This window comes from Lacinutrix sp. MEBiC02404, assembly GCF_053601575.1.
Genome location: NZ_JBSHNV010000141.1, coordinates 58675 through 78360, shown reverse-complemented (window position 1 = coordinate 78360; position 19686 = coordinate 58675). Strand labels below are relative to the sequence as shown.

The window sequence follows — 19686 nt, the reverse complement described above, 5'->3', positions numbered from 1 at the left end:
TAAAAGGAATCTGTTTTTATATATTTGATTTTTAAATACATTTCATGACATCGGTTTTTAGTAAAAAAGATTTTATTGCTACCAAATGGTTTACGCTAGAAAAAATAATACAACTGATTACTGGTGTTTTTATAGTTCCTAAAATCTTTAATACTTTAGGTACTACGGACATAGGAAAACTCAAATTTGTAGAATCCATTTTAGGTATGCTTACGCCTTTGTTTTTCTTGGGCTTATCTGCTATCTGTATTAGAGAAATTGTGTTTCATCCAAAACGTAGTCCGCTTATTTTGGCTACTGCTTTTTACCTAAGAATTATAAGTTGGTGTGCTATATTTATTGGCGTTTTAATCTATTTTAGTTTTGCTAAAAATAGTCCGTTAACGGCTTTATATCTTATTATTACTTGTAGTTACTTCTTTAAAATAACCGATGTTTTTGAGTATTATTTAATAGCTAATAAATGGACTAAATATATTTTTATCAGCAAAATAACAAGCTTAATTATTATCGTTTCTTTGCAATATTACGGAGTAAAAAAACAGTTAGATGTTTATTATTTTGCGAAACTTATTATTCTAGATTTCTTTATTCAAGGTCTTATTTATGGCATCCTATTAAAACATAAAAAGCCTTTTTTATTTAAACAATGGACGTTCTCCTTGCCTTTAGCAAAATCTTTATTAAAGATGTCTTTTCCTTTAATAATTTCGAATAGTCTAATTATGTTCTACATTACTATTGACGAATTATTTCTAAAATATTTTCATAACGATCATGCCATCGGAATTTTTGCAACAGTTCAGTTCTTAGTCATTGGTTTAACTTGGAATATTGGATTTTCAATTATTAATGCATTATATCCTTCTTTAGCAGAATCTTTTCAAGAAAACAAAATGCTGTATCGTCAAAAGATAAAACAACTTTTAAAAATCATGTTCGCTTTAGGAATCGCTATCGGAAGCTTTTACACATGCTTCGGAAATACGCTTTTAGACACTTTTTTCACCAATTCCTATTCCGAAGTTAAAACGCCATTATTCATTTTCTGTTGGGCGCCACTTTTTGTTTTTATAGGAATGATTTTCGAAAAACACTTGGTTAATACCGGTCATTTACAAAAAAACGTATATCGTTTTATAATTGGTTGCGTAGCAAATGTTGTTTTATGTTATTTACTAATCCCTGTTTTCTATGTAAATGGAGCCGCTATAGCTGTTTTAACGAGCCACTTTATAACCAACATTGCCTATGTTTTTTTAGATAAAGAAAGTAGAAAGCAAGTGTTATCTATTTTTTAATTATTTTTGAATCATGCATCTACTCCTACTAGCAATAGCTCCCGTTTTTTTAATCATCTTATATATCTATTACAAAGATAAATACGACAAAGAACCGAAGCGTTTATTATTCTTCAGTTTTTTACTTGGTGCTGTTGTAAGTATCATCGTTACAACGGTACTTTATATCCTTTCAGATTATACCATTCCTATAGAAATCGTTGGAAATAAAAGTGTTTTACAACTTTTTATAAAGGCATTTTTTATCGTTGCTTTAATTGAAGAATTTAGTAAATATATTATCGTGCGCTACTTTGCACAACCAAACAAAGCATTCAACGAACAATTTGATGGTATTGTTTATGCCGTAATGGTTTCTATGGGTTTTGCTGCTACCGAAAACATTATGTATGTATTACAAGGCGGTATGCAAACAGCGCTTTTAAGAGCATTTACAGCCGTTCCTGCGCATGCAACTTTTGCCGTCATAATGGGCTTTTTTATGGGAAAAGCAAAGTTTTCTAAAAACAGAAGAAGACTCAATTTATTAGGTTTAATACTTGCTGTTCTTTTTCATGGTACTTACGATTTCTTTTTGTTTCTAGAATTTATTCCGGGTATCTGGATTGGTGCTTTTATATCTCTTTTCATAGGATTAGTACTTTCTAGAAAAGCAATTAAAAAACACTCTAATAACTCCAGATTTAAAGATTCGTTTACTTTATAAACTTATAGGTTTCTACTTTTTCATTGGAATAAAACGTTACAAAGTAAATACCTTTAGAAAGAGATTCTACTGAAATTTTAGTATTCGTAATTGCTTCAGATTCTAATACAACTTGTCCTGAAATAGTTATGATTTTATATTTTAGAGTAGATACATCTTCCGCAGAAACATGTAAAAAATCAACCACCGGATTAGGATAAATTTGAATAGATGTATTTGTTTTTCCTTCCAAAATCCCTAAGGAATAAACATCTAATTCCGCAACATAACTATCTACAGAAATTCCATCTTCTGCACCACTCCAATCACTTCCAAATAATAACCGTGTTCCTGTCGGACTCATAGTAACATGTGGTTCACCTTCATAACCAAATGAATCTCTATCACTTCTATGATGCGCAACGCGATACACATCGGCATCACTAGGATTCACTTTAGCCACAAAAATTTCTTGATCTAAAATTTGCACACCATCTAGCTGAAATCCTAAAGAAGAAACTGCAACCCAACCATCTTCATTATTTGCATGTGCTAAAGCAGAAATATGTGTTCCAGGTTTTGGATACGCATAATCACTTGTAGGCGTTACAGAAAAACAACTTCCAGTAGTTGCATCATGCGCTACCAAAGTACCTTGACAACCTCCATTAGGACCTTCCTCAAAACCAATAGCAAAAAGAGCATCATGTCCATTACTTAGCTTTCCTAAACAAGAATGTTCATATACTACATCTAGATTTAAACTTCTAACAAAATCACCGTTTGCATCATAAATATCGCCAAGATGAAAAAACAAATTACCACTAGGAAAAGGCATTGGAGCAGTAAATGCTATATTAGAAATAGTAAACTCGGTTAAAACTCCTGTAGAAATTCGGTAATAATAAGCAGCATCATTTCCACATCTAAATGCAAAAACATCACTATCCCAAGACATCATTTGTATATCATTACCGCCAGTTAAACCATTTCCAGAAACACAACTACTAATGGTTCTTATATTAACAAGAATCGTTTTTACTTGTGTTTGTGCGTTATACCGAATTAAATCGTCTGTACTTCCATCCATATAAAACAAAATGTCTGGTTCTGTAAACGACCAAAAAATATTTTCTATATCGTCTGGATTTACATCGGTTAGGTTTCGTATAAATGTATAATTTTGTCCGTTTAAAAGCTGATGCGTTCCACCTCCATAAACAAGCATCAAACTTTCGTCAGCATTCCAAGCCGGAATGGTACTATACATTGGTTTTATATAATTTCCAGAGGAAGCATTTGTAATACGTCTTATTTGTGTATTTGGAAATGATGGATCTGCAACCGACTGCAGATAAGCTGGTTTTGTTAAGCTTTGCATTGGGTGTTGGTCCAAGTCGTTAGCGATGTAACCTTGTCCGAGGTTTTGTGAAAATCCTTTTTGTAATATAAAACAGAAAATAAGTAACGTAATTTTTTTCATCGATTTAAATTTTATATTTCCTTGAAAAATAAACCCTTAGTGATTCTTTTGGTTTACATGAGATATACGCATTAAATCCATTTTTAGATGCCAAATAATTCTTACAGCTAAAAATCGGAACTATAACAAATTAGCAGAAAAACGAATATTACTTTAAAAGGTTTTCTTTATTATACATATATTTACTTGCATTTAAATTTCATACAATGAATACATCTTATAAAGTAAAAATCAATAGCGCTACAGAAATTGATATTACAAAAAGCGATGCTTTAGCATTAGATACTATAGAAACAGGGCCATCCAAATTTCATATCCTTCAGAATAACCATTCCTTTAAAGCAGAAATTACGGAAGCCAATTTTAAAGAAAGAGCATACCAAGTAAAAGTGAATAACAACACCTATAACATAAATATTTTAAACGATTTAGATGTTTTAATAAAGCAAATGGGATTTGAGATCGGTGCCACCAAAATGGTTAACGATATAAAAGCACCAATGCCTGGATTAATACTAGATATCATTGCAAAAACTGGTCAAGAAGTAAAAGAAAATGATGTCCTTTTAATATTGGAAGCCATGAAAATGGAAAACGCATTAACGTCACCAAGAGATGGAGTTATAAAGTCTATTTCTGTTACAAAAGGAGATGCTGTAGATAAAGGCGAATTACTAATTGAATTTGAAGCTTAAATAAATAAGTTGATTTTTTACAAGGTTTTTGAAAGTCTTGCTATTAAATAATAAAATATAAGTTTTCCGTTTTCACGGAAATAAAAATTAAATAGATTCCCGTTTTCCGGGAACGATAAATACATTTATCGATGAAAAAATTACTAGTAGCAAATAGAGGAGAAATTGCAATCCGTGTGATGCGAACTGCAAAAAAAATGGGAATTAAAACCGTTGCAGTGTATTCTACTGCAGATAGAAATGCGCCACATGTAAGGTTTGCAGACGAAGCCGTTTTAATAGGAGAAGCACCTTCAAACAAATCGTATTTATTAGGTGACAAAATAATAGAAGTTGCAAAAAGCTTAGATGTAGATGCCATTCATCCTGGTTATGGTTTCTTATCTGAAAATGCCGATTTTGCAGAAGCTTGCGAAGAAAACCACATCCTATTTATTGGTCCGAAAAGCAAAGCCATAAAAATAATGGGATCTAAGCTAGCAGCAAAGGAAGCTGTAAAAGCATACAACATTCCTATGGTTCCCGGAACAGACCAAGCGATAACCGATATACCAGAAGCAAAAAAATTAGCCAAACAAATTGGTTTTCCTATTTTAATAAAAGCATCTGCTGGAGGTGGTGGAAAAGGAATGCGTGTCGTAGAAAAAGAAGCCGATTTCACCTCACAAATGGATCGTGCTATTAGCGAAGCTGTAAATGCTTTTGGCGATGGTTCGGTTTTTATTGAAAAATATGTGACTTCACCAAGACATATAGAAATTCAAATCATGGCAGATACGCATGGTAATGTGGTACATTTATTCGAGCGTGAATGCAGTGTACAACGTCGTCACCAAAAAGTAGTTGAAGAAGCACCTTCTGCAGTATTAACTCCAGAAATGCGAGAAAAAATGGGAGAAGCAGCTATTAAAGTGGCTAAATCCTGTGATTATGTTGGTGCAGGAACAGTGGAATTTTTACTCGATGACGACCTTAACTTCTATTTCTTAGAAATGAATACGCGTTTACAAGTAGAGCATCCAGTTACCGAATGGATCACCAATACCGATTTGGTAGAACTACAAATTCGTGTAGCAAGAGGCGAAACGCTTCCTATGCAACAAGAAGATTTAAAAATTCATGGTCACGCCCTAGAATTGCGTGTGTATGCCGAAGATCCTTTAAACGATTTCTTACCAAGTGTTGGAAATCTAGAAGTTTATAAATTACCTGTTGGCGAAAATATTAGAGTCGATAATGGTTTTGAGCAAGGTATGGATATTCCTATTTATTACGATCCCATGCTTGCAAAATTGATTACTTACGGAAAAACTAGAGAAGAAGCTATCGCGCTAATGATCAAAGCGATAAACGATTATCAAGTAGAAGGTATTCAAACGACCTTGCCTTTCGGAAGTTTTGTTTGTGAACATGAAGCGTTCCGTTCCGGAAACTTTGACACGCATTTTGTGAAAAAATATTATTCCGCGGAAGCGTTAAAAAGCAAACAGGAAGAAGAAGCAAAAATTGCAGCATTAATCGCTGTAAAACAATATATAGAAGATCAAAAATTATTGCGTGTAGCAGTAAACAGTAAGCAACAATAAACACAACAACACAGAAGTCGTATTCCTTTTGCAATATTGACCAAAACAGTAACAAAAACCCTATTCAAATGAATAAAATAATACTTATTTTGATGCTTTTTCCTTTACTTATTTCTGCACAAAAAATAGACAGGAAAGTGCATTACGACTACTCTGATAAGGTTGAATTTAGAATATATCAATTAAAAAAACAAAGAATGATTGACAGAGGATCTGCAAATTATTCCAATACAATTATTGCTAAAAAAGGAAAACGGTTCATCTCAATAGTATTAGAATTCAATAATAAATCTTCAGAAACTCAAATAATTGATTTTGAAAAAATATTTATACAAGACAACAATTCTGAATTACATAGTATTGATTTCGTTTTAGCTGCTATGAAGTTGACAGGTAAAACAAACAAAATGCAGCAAAAACTTAAACCAAATAAAAAAAGAAAGATAGCTATAGAGTTCCAACCTTCGTTTGATAAAAACGAAATCATAGATACATTTGTAATCGACGGGAAAATAATTGAATTGAAATACAAAGGTTAAAAAAGCTATAGGCAACACCTTATATAATTTATTGCTAGTTCTAGACTACTTACAAAAATCCTATCAGATTTTCTATTCGGTTTTATTTTCTGAATTTAGTGCTTTAACACGCAACAAACCACATACAAATAAAAATATTTTAAAAGAGTTAATTAACAGATAGAAGTAATCACATACAGCGCTGCGCTTTTGCGTCTTTGCGATAAAATACTAAATAATGGAATCCAAAATAAAAAACCTAAACGAAAAACTTGCTAAAGCCTTTTTAGGTGGTGGACAAGCACGAATAGATAAGCAACACGAAAAGAAAAAACTAACCGCAAGAGAACGCGTTATGTATTTATTAGATGAAGGTTCTTTTGAAGAAATTGGCGCTTTAGTAACACACAGAACCAAAGACTTTGGTATGGAAAAGCAACAGTTTTATGGCGATGGTGTGGTTACTGGATACGGAACGGTAAACGGAAGACTTCTTTATGTATTTGCGCAAGATTTTACCGTTTTTGGTGGCTCTTTATCGGAAACACATGCAGAAAAAATTTGTAAGGTTATGGATTTAGCGCTTAAAGTTGGTGCGCCAATTATAGGTTTAAACGATTCTGGTGGTGCACGTATTCAAGAAGGTGTTCGCTCTCTTGGTGGATATGCCGATATTTTTTATAAAAATGTGCAATCGTCTGGAGTGATTCCTCAGATATCTGCAATCATGGGACCTTGTGCTGGCGGCGCAGTATATTCTCCTGCAATGACCGATTTCACCATTATGGTGGAAGACACTAGTTATATGTTTGTAACGGGTCCAAATGTTGTAAAAACGGTAACGAATGAAGAAGTTACTAGTGAGGAACTTGGTGGTGCAAGTACACATTCTACTAAATCTGGAGTAGCACATAAAACATCATCTAATGATGTGGAATGTTTAGAAGATATAAAAAAACTATTAAGCTATTTACCACAAAATAATACAGAAACTCCTGCCCTACTTCCTTTTGAATTACAAGACGAAGTACGAGATGGTTTATCTACTATTATTCCTAGCAATGCGAATAAACCGTATGATATGCATGCTGTAATTTCAGGAATTATAGATGAAGATTCTTTTTATGAAATCCATAAAAATTATGCAGAAAATATTCTTGTCGGTTTTGCTCGCTTAGGCGGAAGAAGTATCGGTATTGTAGCTAATCAGCCTATGTTTTTAGCTGGTGTATTAGACGTAAACAGTTCTAAAAAAGCGGCACGTTTTGTTCGTTTTTGCGATGCATTTAATATTCCATTATTAACTTTAGAAGATGTACCAGGATTTTTACCTGGAACAGATCAAGAATGGAATGGTATTATTGTACATGGTGCAAAACTTTTATATGCTTTTAGTGAAGCTACCGTTCCAAGAATTACGGTAATTACTAGAAAAGCATATGGCGGTGCTTATGATGTAATGAATTCGAAACATATTGGAAGTGATATGAATTTTGCTTGGCCAAGTGCTGAAATTGCAGTTATGGGCGCAAAAGGAGCAGCAGAAATTATCTTTAAAAAGGAAATAAATACTGCGGAAGACAAAGACGCTAAATGGAAAGAAAAAGAAGCAGAATATGCAGAACTTTTTGCGAATCCGTATAGTGCAGCAGAGCGCGGATTTATAGATGAAGTTATTCTACCAAAAGACACCAGACGAAAGTTAATTAAAGCCTTTACTATGCTGGAGAATAAAGAGGTTGTAAGACCAAAACGTAAGCATGGAAATATTCCGTTATAATTCCTGCGCAGACAGAAAACACTAAATCTTAAACTTTTTTCCAAATGGACTACGCTCCTACTATTAGTAGCATAATCTCGCCAGCATATCTTTCGGCATTTGTAAAAACACACTATAATCTCAAAGCTACCACAACATGTAGCGTTTTAAAAATTGGGGTTAATCATACCTATTTAGTTTCAGAAGGAACTAAAAAATATGTTTTACGTGTCTATTTCCTAAATTGGAGAACTAAAAATGAAATAAAAGCAGAATTACAATTATTAGACTATTTAAAGTCGAATAGTCTTTCTGTTTCCTATCCTATAAAAGATAAAAACGATAACTATATTCAAAGTATAGATGCTTCGGAAGGGGAACGTTTTGCTGTTCTTTTTTCTTATGCTGAAGGTGAAACAGTTCGAAATCCTTCCAAAGAAATTTGCTTTAATCTTGGGGAAACGATGGCAAAATTCCATCAGTTAACGAGTAACAAATCCATTAACCGAATAGATTATAACGCCAATACACTTGTACATGAAGCCTATGAAGCTGCAACCAATTTCTTCAAAAAAGATTCTGAAGAAATGCAATATTACAAACGGGCAAATACTATAATTACTTCGGAATTTGAAAATGCCGATACACAAAATATTAGAACTGGAACGGTGCATTTAGATTTTTGGTATGAAAATATGAAGATTAAAAATGGCTCTGAAATCACTTTATTCGATTTTGATAATTGTGGTAATGGTTGGCAGTTTTTAGATATTTCCTATAGTTTGATGATCCTTTTTAGAAATGAACCTGATAAAGATTCCTTTAAAGAAAAACGCATCCGTTTTTATGAAGGGTACGAATCTATTGTTTCTATTTCTAAAGAAGAAAAACGATTGATTCCCTTTGGAAGCTTGGCTATTTGGTTGCATTATAATGGTATTCATATAAAACGTTTCAACGATTTTTCGAATCCATTTTTAAGTGAAGATTTTCTAAAATATTGGATACATACCGTAAAACAATGGATGGCATTTAATGACTTAGAAATTTAAAAAACCAAGCTTTTTATACACCATAATTTTAAAGTTATAAGACCAAAAGTTTAGCGGTAGACGACTTCTTTATTCTTCCTTTTAAAATATTAACATATTCTAGAGATCCTAATGAGTGCAAACTATCGTATTTACTATGTAATACATATGTAAGCAAAGTATAAAATTTAACACTTTAGTAGTGAGCGAATTAAATATCTTTGACTATATTCTTAAAACGTATAAAATATAAAATGAAAACAAAATTGTTTATTGTGTTATTTCTAGGTCTTCACCTATTCATTAATGGACAAAACGGATTACCTATTCAAGTAGATAATTCTAAAATAGTTCCGTTAACCTCTCTTAAAAATGCTTCTTTACAAGATAATTTAGAAATGCAGTTAAATGCAAATCCAAATTGGAAGAAATTAATTGCGCAAAATAAAATGTCTGTTGGTATTGTAGATTTAAGTAATCCCGATCACGTGCGATATGCAAGTGTAAATGGCGAATACATGATGTACGCAGCAAGTTTACCTAAAATTGCTGTTTTATTATCTGCAATGGATGCTATTGATAAAGGCGAACTAAAAGAAACTGCTGAAGTGAAGAATGATATGCGTTTAATGATTAGCAAATCGAATAATGCAGCATCTACAAGAATGATAGATCGATTAGGTTATGAGAAAATAGAATCGGTAATGACAGATCCTAAATACATGTTTTACGATGAAGATTGTGGTGGTGGTTTATGGGTTGGAAAACGTTATGGCGGCGGTGGAGACACCAATAGAGAACCTTTAAAAAACTTAAGCCACGCTGCAACTGTAGATCAAGTTTGTCGTTATTATTATTTATTAGCGCATGGAAAACTTGTAAATAACAAACGTTCTAAGCAAATGCTTGCCATTATGGGCAATCCAGATTTACATCATAAGTTTGTGAACTCTATTGAAAAAATTGCTCCACAAGCACAATTATTTAGAAAATCGGGTTCTTGGCAAACCTATCATTCAGATTCTATTTTAGTTTGGGGAAATGACCCCAACAGACGCTATATTCTAGTAGCATTAATAGATGATGCAGATGGAGAACAAATTATAAGAAGCTTAGTAAACCCAATTGAAAAAGCGTTAAAGAAACACGAAAGAACAAAGCTAGCTTCCAACTAAAAGTTTTTTATTACTAATATATCTATAGTTAATATATATTCCATTATTTTCCTTTAAGGACGAATAACTAGAATATATATTAACTATTTTTGATTGGTATAAATTTCATATAATAAAACACCTTGATGTCCATAATTAATATTCTGAAGCGATATATTTTAAAGGTTTTTGATTTAAAAGAAGAAGAGTTGAACAAAACACTTCTCCTTCAGTTTAATATTTTCATATTAATTACTACATTATTAATTATTAAGCCGACTATTAATTCGCTTTTTTTATCCGAATTAACATCAGACGCATTGCCTTTAGCTTATGTATTTACTGCTATTCTAGCCATTATAGGGTCTTATTTTTATGACAAAGCATTAGGTAAATATCCCTTAAATATTATAATAGACAGAACGTTAATTGGTTCTGTAATTTCATTAATTGTATTTGGTATTGGTTTAAATCTCAACCTAATTACTGGTTATTTTTTATACATTCCATATGTTTGGGTAGCTATTTTTGGTTTACTAACCGCTTCACAATTCTGGATTTTAGCCAACCTCGTTTATAATGTTAGAGAAGCAAAACGCGTGTTTGGTTTTATTGGTGCTGGCGCAATAGCCGGTGGTATTTTTGGAGGTTACTTAACTTCACTACTTACCAATTTTATAAATACGGAAGATTTACTTTTTGTTGCTGCTCTGCTCCTAACAACATGTATTGTAATCACTAGATTTATTTGGAAAACAGAAGTTATTAAATTAAATCCTTTTCAAGTATCTTTTAGAAGTAGCCCAAAAGGAGATTCGCCTTTCAAATTAATAAAACAATCGAAGCTATTAAGTTTAATAGCATTGGTGATTGGTATTAGCGTTTTAGTTGCAAAATTAGTAGATTATCAATATAGTGATTATGCCTTTAGACTTATAGATAACCAAGAGGATCTTACCTCCTTTTTCGGATTTTGGTTTTCTACTTTAAGCGTCATTTCACTAGTTATTCAATTATTTTTAACCAAACGTATTGTAGGAACTTTTGGTGTTGGAAAATCCCTATTATGGTTACCTACAGGAATTTTAGTTGGTTCGATCTTATTACTTTTAATTCCGCAATTATGGATTATTGTTTTTATTAAAATTGTAGATGGTAGTTTAAAACAATCGGTAAACAAAGCATCTACGGAGTTATTATCGATTCCAATCCCAATAGATATTAAAAAGAAAACCAAAACCTTTACAGATGTTGTTGTAGATAGTATTGCGACAGGAATTGCCGGGTTTATTTTAATTTTCTTTATCAACGGATTAGATATTTCTTCCACCTATATAAGTGTTATTATAATTATTTTAATAGTGGTTTGGCTGACGCTTATTTATTTTTTAAGGAAAGAATATATCATCGCATTTAAAGATTTATTAGAAATATCTACCACTAAAAAAGACAAGCATTTAAAGGAAGAAATTAAGGTAACATCCATTATAGAGTCGGTAAAAAGAGTATTCAATACCGGTACCGAAAATCAAATTATTAATATGCTTACCAAAACATTGGAAGTTAAAGACGAACGTTTCTTTAACGGCATTAAAAACCTATTAAACCATCCTTCACCTAGAGTAAAAGCTTTAGCAATTGAGAATTTGTACTTTCTAAAAACCGAAAATTTATCGGCACAAATGGAAAGCATGATTCAAGATAAAGATCAAAATGTGACCACTTCTGCTTTTCGATATTTATTAAAAAACTACAAGCAAAATACCATCGTTTTATTTGAAAAATACAGCAATAGCGATGACAACACCATAAGTAATGCTGCATTATTAGGTTTATCCTTAGAATTAAGGAACAATCCATCGCTTCAAAATAAATTCAATTTAGAGCAAAAAATAGAAACTGCATTAATTAAATATTTAGAATTACCAAACGAAGAATTTAAAAGTAATACTATAAAAGCGATATTAGAAAGTATCGGAAATGCAAAAATAAGCACCTATTATAACGTTATTAAAACCCAATTACTTTCCAAAGATATAGAAGTGGTAAAAACGGCAATAACTAGTGCTTCAAAAACCTTAGATCCTGAATTTATAGATTTAATCATTTCGCATTTATCGGTAAAAGAAACTAGACCAATAGCTGTAGATGCTTTACACATTTATGGCGAACCAATTATGGATCTATTATACCATAAAATAATCAAAGAAACGATAGACTTTGAAGATGCCGCTTATGTTATTTTGGCTATTGAAAAATTCAAATCACAAAAGGCCATTCAGACTTTAATCCTCTTAACTAATGACACAGAGCATACGGTAAAAGTAGAAGCTATTGAAGCCTTAAAACGTTTAAAATGGAAATACCCAAACTTAAAAATCAAGGACCGTTTTATTGTTGATAAAATTTTAGACGAATGTCAATTATATCAAAATACATTAGCGGTAATACACACACAAATTGTACTTCAGTATAAAAAGAAATCGGTAGCCATAGAGTCTAAAGAGGAAAACGAAGCTAGAAATGGATTAATTCATGTTTTAGAACAACGATTAGATAGACAACTGCAACGTATTTTTAGGTTTTTAGGAATAAAATATCCACCTAACGATGTAGATCCTATTTTAAAAACTATTATAAATGGGAAGGAAGAACAGCGTATTCATGCCATTGAATTTTTAGATAATATCTTAAATAGTCAACTTAAAAAGGAATTAATTCCTTTAGCGGAATCGATTTTACTAGACGCCAATTCCGAAGAAAAAATTAAGAAGCTTAATCTTAAGGTTTTAAGTGAATTAGAATGTTATCATGAATTATTAAAACGGAAAGATGTGAAATTAAAATTTGCAGTATTATATCTCATTGAAAAATCGAATACTGCAAATTATAAATCCCTTTTAGAAATGGTTTTAATCAATGAAACCAATAAAAAAATTAGAGCAAAAACGGAATCGCTTTTACAAACTATTTCCTAATTAGCTTATCTATATTAGCTGCTAAATTCATGTGATCTGTAGCAGAGTTTTTCCGTAAAACGTTCGTCATTAAAACTACCATATACGTTGTGTTATCTGGATGTTCTACAATGGCAACCGAGTTCATAAAATTCTGAATATTCCCCATATACTTTCCGCATTCTTGTCCGTTACTTCTATCACATTTATACAAACTACCAGATTTAAAATACACAGCAGCTTCTTTTAAAGCTGGTGCTTGTGCATACCGAATTCGTCTATCGGTCATGTACATCAATCGTTTCATTTCTAGACTAGATTGGGCATCTATCACGTTACCTTGTTCCAATTGCACTAAAAACTTCATTACACCAAGTGGCGTACCAATACTTCCACCTTTATCCCCAACATAGGTATTTGCTCCTCTTGTAAAAAAGCTTCCTAAGCGCCATTCGTCTGCAGTGATTCCTAAATCACGTAATGGTAAATTAACCACGTCATTTCCTAGGTCTGTAAGCACCTTTTTTTCTGTAGTTTTAAAATACGTTAAAGCTTCCGTTTCGGTTAATTCTGGATATTTTTCACCAAAAGCTTGCATTAATAATACTTCTCGCCAAACAATACTTGCAGCACCATTATTACTAACTGAAAGCATGTGATCTGCCCATTCAAATAACGAAAATTCATCACTAGCAATCACTTGGCGTTTTACTAATTTCTTAGTTTCTATATTATAAATAGGAATGGTATGTTCATCAGTTAAACCCCAAACTCCAGCTTTCACCACTTTGGTTTTTAAGAGTGCAATACGTTTATCAAAATCGTCCGGATAAATTTTTGCTAGCTGATCAAATAAACCTACTAAAACCGCTAATTTCCCTACACTTCCCGGTTGATAACCAGAAGTTTCATTTCTATGTGCGTATTTAATTTCGTTTAAGTTCGTGATGTCTAAAACCGTTAACGAATAACTTTTATCTAAACCTCGAAACAAATCGCTGATCTCTTTTTGAAAAGCAGGATTTTCCTTAAAAAAACAATGTAAACTGTCTGCTGCTTTCTCTTTTAAATTTAGTTTAATATCTAAATACGATTTAAAAGCACCTTCTGGCAGAGTTTGTTTTTCAACAATTTCACCGCTTTTAATAAGGGCTAACCGCTTTAAACGTTTTATTCCTGTGTATTCATATCCATCAATAGGATATACCATTATGGTAGTAAATGCAGAAAAAACAAATACCGCTGCGATTAATAAAATTACTTTTTTCATTTATATTTTATTGGAAAGCGAAATCGCTTTGTTAGTATCAATGGTTGGTGTGATGGATTCTAAATACGAAGAACTTAGTGCTTTCTTATTTTCTACAAAAGGTCTAATTTGAAATAACCATAATTTATTTTCTTTAAAACCTAGCTCTACATCATAAGCTCCTTCATAATCTGAATTGGTTTCTTTTGGCATGGTTTCTCTTATTGTTTTTGCCAATTGCTTAATATCTGCAATATTTTGTGCATTTAAAATAGGTTGCGCAAAGGTTGCTGTCTTTTTAAGCGTTCCTCCAGTTATTGGTAAACTATTATAAAAAGGCTCTCTAGAAGGTGCTAATAATTGAGAACCTCCTGCATCTTTTAGCAAATAGGTTTCTGCCGATTGCCCATCTACTGCGCCACCCGCACCTCTACTAAAAGCAACGGTTAAATCATTATCGTTTCCTGAAGTCAATCCTTTTGTAATTAAAACTCCTGAATAATCTACATCTACACTAGGAATAACTAAAATAGAAGGAAATACATTCTCAGGATTTAATAAATATTTTTGTCGCCATTTAAAACTACGCTCCGTATATGGCGAAGCCCAGACATCTTTAATGCCTTCTAATATTTTGTTTTTATCCACGACATTAAATAAGGTAAGATTTAAACCTGCTCCTGTAAATTCTTTTAAATCTTCCATGTTGGTATCGCTTCTTAAAAACACAGGAATTTCTCCTAAGCCTTTTCCTAGAACGGATTTAAAATCATTTTCCATTTGTGAAATAAAATCTGCTTTTAAAGGCATTTGTTTAATCGCTGCACGTAAAATTTCTAACTGGCGTAATTGATAATGTTCAATTTCTTCTTCTACAATACCTTTATTTTCCATTGCTATTGCTTCTTGAAACATAGCACTTAAAAACTCCCAATATGATTGATTTTGTTCTGGCATTTCTTGATCCATGTGATCTCTAAAAATTCCGAAAGGAATCACTAAACCTTCTACTACTTGCTCTGGGAACATTTTTTTAAGTTGTCCTAAATTAGCTGCTTTTGGACCGCAAATCTTTCCAGAATCACTAGCATCCACATTTCGCATATTTAAAACTTTCGTTTCATTTAAAACAATACTTTCTACCGGAACCTCAATTTTTCCTTCTTTACGTTCTTTTTTCGCGAACAATGCTACCTCTTCCGCAGACATATCTTTCTCTGCTTTTATAATCACATTTCCTTTATTCGAAACTGCATAAAATACTTTTTGTCCGCTAAATTGTTTTAAATCATCCAAGTTCTCATCGGATAATGCCGCATTCGGAATTCCTAAATTACGCGCTAACAACTGCACATGAGAGACCATATTCCCTTCGGAAACGGTTGCAATTCCCGCAATAGGTTTTAAATCTGCTGGCGGACGTTGAAACACATATATTTTATTGGAAGATACTTCAATAGCATCTGGAGATCCAGCAACAACCACTAATTCACCAAAAGCATAACCCGGATTTAAACCACGAATAGTACTTTGGTTTGGAATGTTTAAAGCCTTATTCGTTAAAGAAGATTCTTGAGCAATAAAATCACCTAACTCTCCTACTGCTTTTCCTAAATGTAAAGCTATAGAACCTCTAATTTTATCATCTATAAAACCATAAGCTAAAGGCTCAAAGCTTGTGTATGTATCTACTTCATTTTGGTAATTGGCTTTCACCATTCCAGAACTCCATTCTACCAAACTTCTTCCGCTTTGTAAGATGGTTGTTAATTCTCCTAATGTAGATTCATTATTTAAATTAGCTGCTTTGGTTAGACTTAAAGATTCCCATTCGTGTTGTTCAATATAGCCAGCTGCCGCTGTTGCCATTCCCAGATAACATACTTTTTCTACTAATTGTTCTACCGTTTCCGGTTTCCAAAGTGGTGCATTTTTAAAAATAACTTCTTCTAATTTAATAGAAACATCTAGCATTTGTAAACGTGCCAAAGGTCTTTTTTCTACTAAAAGATTGGTTCTTAAATTTACTAGTAATTCTGCTGTATCCTGAATTAAATCTGCTGCATTTGTGTTTACATTATTCGCTAAAGCATAATCTTTAAAGGCTTCTCCAAAAGCTGTTGTTTTTAATAAAGTAGCCTTCTGTTGTAACGAAACTAAATCAATAGGTTTAAAAAACATAGTCATAGTGGCTACTAATTCGTCTAACACTTTAGTTTGGCTAGAAGACATTTTTGAAACGTGCTTTATTTTAAAAGTTTTCACTTTTTCAATATCTACAAATTCTGGTTGCGCATGTATTTTAACACGTAAATCCATAAAGGAAGGATATAAATCAGAAAGCACTTTAGACTGACTACGCATGAGTTGCGCTACATTATCGTCGCCACTATGCGGAATATCTTTTAACGACTGTCTTATTAAATAATAATTATCCACTAACAATGCATCCTTAGCAAGTAACCATTTATAAAAATCGATTCCCCAAGCTTCTTCATCTTCCGATTGGATTGCACCGCGATAAAATTGGCTTTTTCTATTCACCCAACCATCATCTACAGCTCTTAAATACTTATCAATTTGATATTGTTTTAATCTAGAGTTATTATGATCGACATCCCAAAATGCTTCGTTTTTAGTGTAGGTTAAAATTTGTCCTAAAAAAACATGGTTACTTTTCGCTAATTTTTCAACTTCATCTTTATATCTGGCATGCTGATTTCCTGGCCCGATATTATCTGGACAAGGATCTTTTGGTTGTCTTATACTGCCATCTGTACAAAACCAACGAATGTCTTTATAAGGACCACGCAGATCGTTTTTATATTGTGTGATTTGCTCTTTAATCTTTTCGGAATCGAGCTTTTGCGCCATTAAAGAAGACGAACATAAAAAAATACTAAAGCAAAATAGAAGTCTATTTTTCATTTTAATTAAAAGGGTTGATATAGATTATAATATAGTACTAATATATATAATAAACAATACGAAAATACATGGCTAATATTAAAAACGAAAAACTTTTATAGGACTACAATTTTAGCCACAAAAAGTATTTTTAAAGTAAGAATATTCACAAAATTAAAAAGTCAAAACATAGACTGTTTTGGCTTTTTTTTATATAAAAATCAAGTAGTTATAATACACTTAGGAAAGCATTTTAGAATAAAACTGATCTTTATGTGATCTATAATTACGGACAGCTTTTATATATTTCTCTCTAAAATCCTCATGCTTATTAATATAAAATAAATCGCATTCAAAATCATCACATTCTTTATAATGTACCATGGTATTTTTATAACTAAGCAATTCATTTAAAACAGATTGGTTTTGAATTATTAACTCTAAAAACTGATCTCTAAAATCTCTGTTTTTAATAACATTGGAAGCTATTTTTGCTAACCTATCACTTTCATTAAGAATATAATTAATATGAGACATCCATAAGCTTAACTCTTCAGCACTTCTTTTCTGAACAATTTGCTCATCGGTATCATGGTTAAAAAATGTATTTAATTCCATAACTTTTATTTTTTATTACTTTACTTTTTCTGTTTGTTTTACATCTTTAATTTCTAAAGATTTTACACCACCAGGAAACTCCCAATCTATAATATCCCCTTTTGCATAACCAATAATAGCTAAGCCCATTGGTGTTAAAATAGAAACCTTTTTATTTGAAAAATTACTTTCTGCTACTGCTACCAGTTGAAAATCATTTTGCCAACCATCTTTGGTTGCTACAACGACATTAGAATTAAACCGAATAATATCATCTGGCAATTCTTTTTCATCTAATATTATAGCACTTTTTAACTCCTCTTTCAATCTTAAAATGGATGTCTTTCTTGTGGATTCTTTATAACTTTCAGATAAATTAAGTAATTGTTTTAATGTAACATATTCCTTTTTCTCTAATACTATACTGCCATACTTCATGTTCTAAATTTTTAAATTATCAAGGAAAAATCCCTCTTTGTACATAGGCTTTTTCAATACGTTCTATTGCAATAAAATATGCTGCCGAACGCATATCAATATCTTTAGCTTCTGCCGTTTTTAAAACCCTATTAAAAACTTCTTTTATCTTTTTATCTAATTTGACAAGAATTTCTTCCAGTTCCCAAAGCTCTCCGTTACGGTTTTGTAACCATTCAAAATAACTACCAATTACACCTCCAGAATTGCATAAAATATCCGGAATTACAGTGATCCCTTTTTCTAATAAAATCTTCTCCGCCTCTACAGTTGTAGGTCCGTTTGCACCTTCCGCTATTAAAAAAGCTTTAATATCATTGGCATTGTCTTTCGTAATTTGATTCCCTAAAGCAGCAGGAATACAGATATCACAGTGTAATGCAAAGAAATCTTCTTTTAAAACAGCTGTAGAACCAGGGAATCCTTGTACACTTCCTTGATTGTTTTTAATGTATTCAAATAAATGCTCCACAGATAATCCTTCGGTATTAGTAATAGAACCAAAAGCATCCTGAACACCTACCATTTTCGCACCTTCTAATTCTAAAAAGTGTGCGGTCCAATAGCCAACGTTTCCAAAACCTTGTACAATAAATGTTTTTCCTTTTAAATCTACATTCTTGTTTTCTGCCCAATATTTAATGGTTAAAAACACACCAAATCCTGTTGCTCTATCTCTACCTTCTAATCCTCCAGAACCTACAGGTTTTCCTGTTACTACGTGTTGATTTTTAGAACGTTCTGATGGTGCTTTTGTAGACATATAGGTATCTGCAATCCACGCCATAGTTTGCGCATTTGTATTTACATCTGGAGCTGGAATATCGTGTTCTGGCCCAATGTTTTCTCCTAAAGCATAAGTAAAACGTCTTGTAATACGTTCTAATTCTGAATTCGAATATTTTTTAGGATCCATTTGAATTCCTCCTTTTGCACCACCATAAGGCAAACCTGCCAGTGATGTTTTCCAGGTCATCCACATCGCTAATGCTTTTACAGAATCGATATCGATTGTAGGATGGTAACGCAATCCACCTTTATAAGGTCCTAATGCATTGTTGTGTTGCACTCTGTACCCTTTAAAAATCTCCACTTCTCCATTATCCATACGCACTGGAAAGTGAATAATTAGTTCGTTATTGGTTACTTCCAATATTTTTCTAATGTTTGGATTTAGTTCAACCATATCTGCTGCTGCGTCAAATTGTTGCATCACATTTGCCAGCATGCCTTGTTTTGGTTGTTTTTTCTTTTTTAATTCTTTTGTTAAAGTCATTTTTTGTTTTG

At 32.2% G+C, this 19686-nt stretch carries 15 protein-coding genes; 9 read left to right on the top strand and 6 right to left on the bottom strand.

The window, feature by feature from the left end; translation table 11 throughout:
• The first annotated feature begins 44 nt into the window (after positions 1-44).
• A complete protein-coding gene (locus tag ACVCXO_RS04055) occupies positions 45-1301 on the top strand; it encodes a flippase (RefSeq protein WP_452228316.1) in 1257 nt (418 codons plus the stop codon).
• A 13-nt stretch (positions 1302-1314) separates the two neighbouring features.
• Complete coding sequence (locus tag ACVCXO_RS04050) at positions 1315-2007, top strand: PrsW family intramembrane metalloprotease (RefSeq protein WP_452228315.1); 693 nt, start codon at positions 1315-1317, stop codon at positions 2005-2007.
• On the opposite strand, the gene ACVCXO_RS04045 is transcribed toward ACVCXO_RS04050, so the two are convergent.
• A complete protein-coding gene (locus ACVCXO_RS04045; protein ID WP_452228314.1) occupies positions 1997-3469 on the bottom strand; it encodes a T9SS type A sorting domain-containing protein in 1473 nt (490 codons plus the stop codon). The two genes, ACVCXO_RS04050 and ACVCXO_RS04045, sit on opposite strands and share 11 nt — an antisense overlap.
• A gap of 206 nt (positions 3470-3675) precedes the next feature.
• Here ACVCXO_RS04045 and ACVCXO_RS04040 point away from each other — a divergent pair, with 206 nt between their 5' ends.
• The 7 genes from ACVCXO_RS04040 to ACVCXO_RS04010 all read left to right on the top strand — a co-directional run bounded on the left by ACVCXO_RS04040 (position 3676) and on the right by ACVCXO_RS04010 (position 13190).
• A complete protein-coding gene (locus ACVCXO_RS04040; RefSeq protein ID WP_452228313.1) occupies positions 3676-4164 on the top strand; it encodes an acetyl-CoA carboxylase biotin carboxyl carrier protein subunit in 489 nt (162 codons plus the stop codon).
• 131 nt (positions 4165-4295) lie between these two features.
• Positions 4296-5750: an acetyl-CoA carboxylase biotin carboxylase subunit gene (accC, locus tag ACVCXO_RS04035; RefSeq protein ID WP_452228312.1), complete on the top strand. Its 1455-nt coding sequence runs from the start codon at positions 4296-4298 to the stop codon at positions 5748-5750.
• Positions 5751-5818: 68 nt separating this feature from the next.
• Positions 5819-6289 (top strand): hypothetical protein, encoded by a 471-nt coding sequence (locus ACVCXO_RS04030; RefSeq protein ID WP_452228311.1) that lies wholly within the window; start codon positions 5819-5821, stop codon positions 6287-6289.
• 217 nt (positions 6290-6506) lie between these two features.
• Positions 6507-8048: an acyl-CoA carboxylase subunit beta gene (locus ACVCXO_RS04025; protein ID WP_452228310.1), complete on the top strand. Its 1542-nt coding sequence runs from the start codon at positions 6507-6509 to the stop codon at positions 8046-8048.
• A 44-nt stretch (positions 8049-8092) separates the two neighbouring features.
• Entirely contained in the window at positions 8093-9079 is a 987-nt protein-coding gene (locus ACVCXO_RS04020) for a phosphotransferase (protein ID WP_452228309.1), read from the top strand.
• Between the two features lie 233 nt (positions 9080-9312).
• A complete protein-coding gene (locus ACVCXO_RS04015; protein WP_452228308.1) occupies positions 9313-10233 on the top strand; it encodes a serine hydrolase in 921 nt (306 codons plus the stop codon).
• A 125-nt stretch (positions 10234-10358) separates the two neighbouring features.
• Positions 10359-13190: an Npt1/Npt2 family nucleotide transporter gene (locus ACVCXO_RS04010; RefSeq protein ID WP_452228307.1), complete on the top strand. Its 2832-nt coding sequence runs from the start codon at positions 10359-10361 to the stop codon at positions 13188-13190.
• Here ACVCXO_RS04010 and ACVCXO_RS04005 read toward each other — a convergent pair.
• From ACVCXO_RS04005 to ACVCXO_RS03985, 5 genes are all read right to left on the bottom strand, one after another.
• A complete protein-coding gene (locus tag ACVCXO_RS04005; protein ID WP_452228306.1) occupies positions 13180-14439 on the bottom strand; it encodes a serine hydrolase in 1260 nt (419 codons plus the stop codon). The two genes, ACVCXO_RS04010 and ACVCXO_RS04005, sit on opposite strands and share 11 nt — an antisense overlap.
• Positions 14440-17346, bottom strand: coding sequence for a PEP/pyruvate-binding domain-containing protein (locus ACVCXO_RS04000; RefSeq protein ID WP_452228305.1), 2907 nt, complete (start codon positions 17344-17346; stop codon positions 14440-14442).
• A 219-nt stretch (positions 17347-17565) separates the two neighbouring features.
• Positions 17566-17943, bottom strand: a complete 378-nt coding sequence (locus ACVCXO_RS03995) for a hypothetical protein (protein WP_452228304.1) — start codon at positions 17941-17943, stop codon at positions 17566-17568.
• Positions 17944-17958: 15 nt separating this feature from the next.
• A complete protein-coding gene (locus tag ACVCXO_RS03990; RefSeq protein WP_452228303.1) occupies positions 17959-18360 on the bottom strand; it encodes a GreA/GreB family elongation factor in 402 nt (133 codons plus the stop codon).
• 19 nt (positions 18361-18379) lie between these two features.
• Positions 18380-19675, bottom strand: a complete 1296-nt coding sequence (locus tag ACVCXO_RS03985) for a Glu/Leu/Phe/Val family dehydrogenase (RefSeq protein WP_452228302.1) — start codon at positions 19673-19675, stop codon at positions 18380-18382.
• Between the last annotated feature and the right edge of the window lie 11 nt (positions 19676-19686).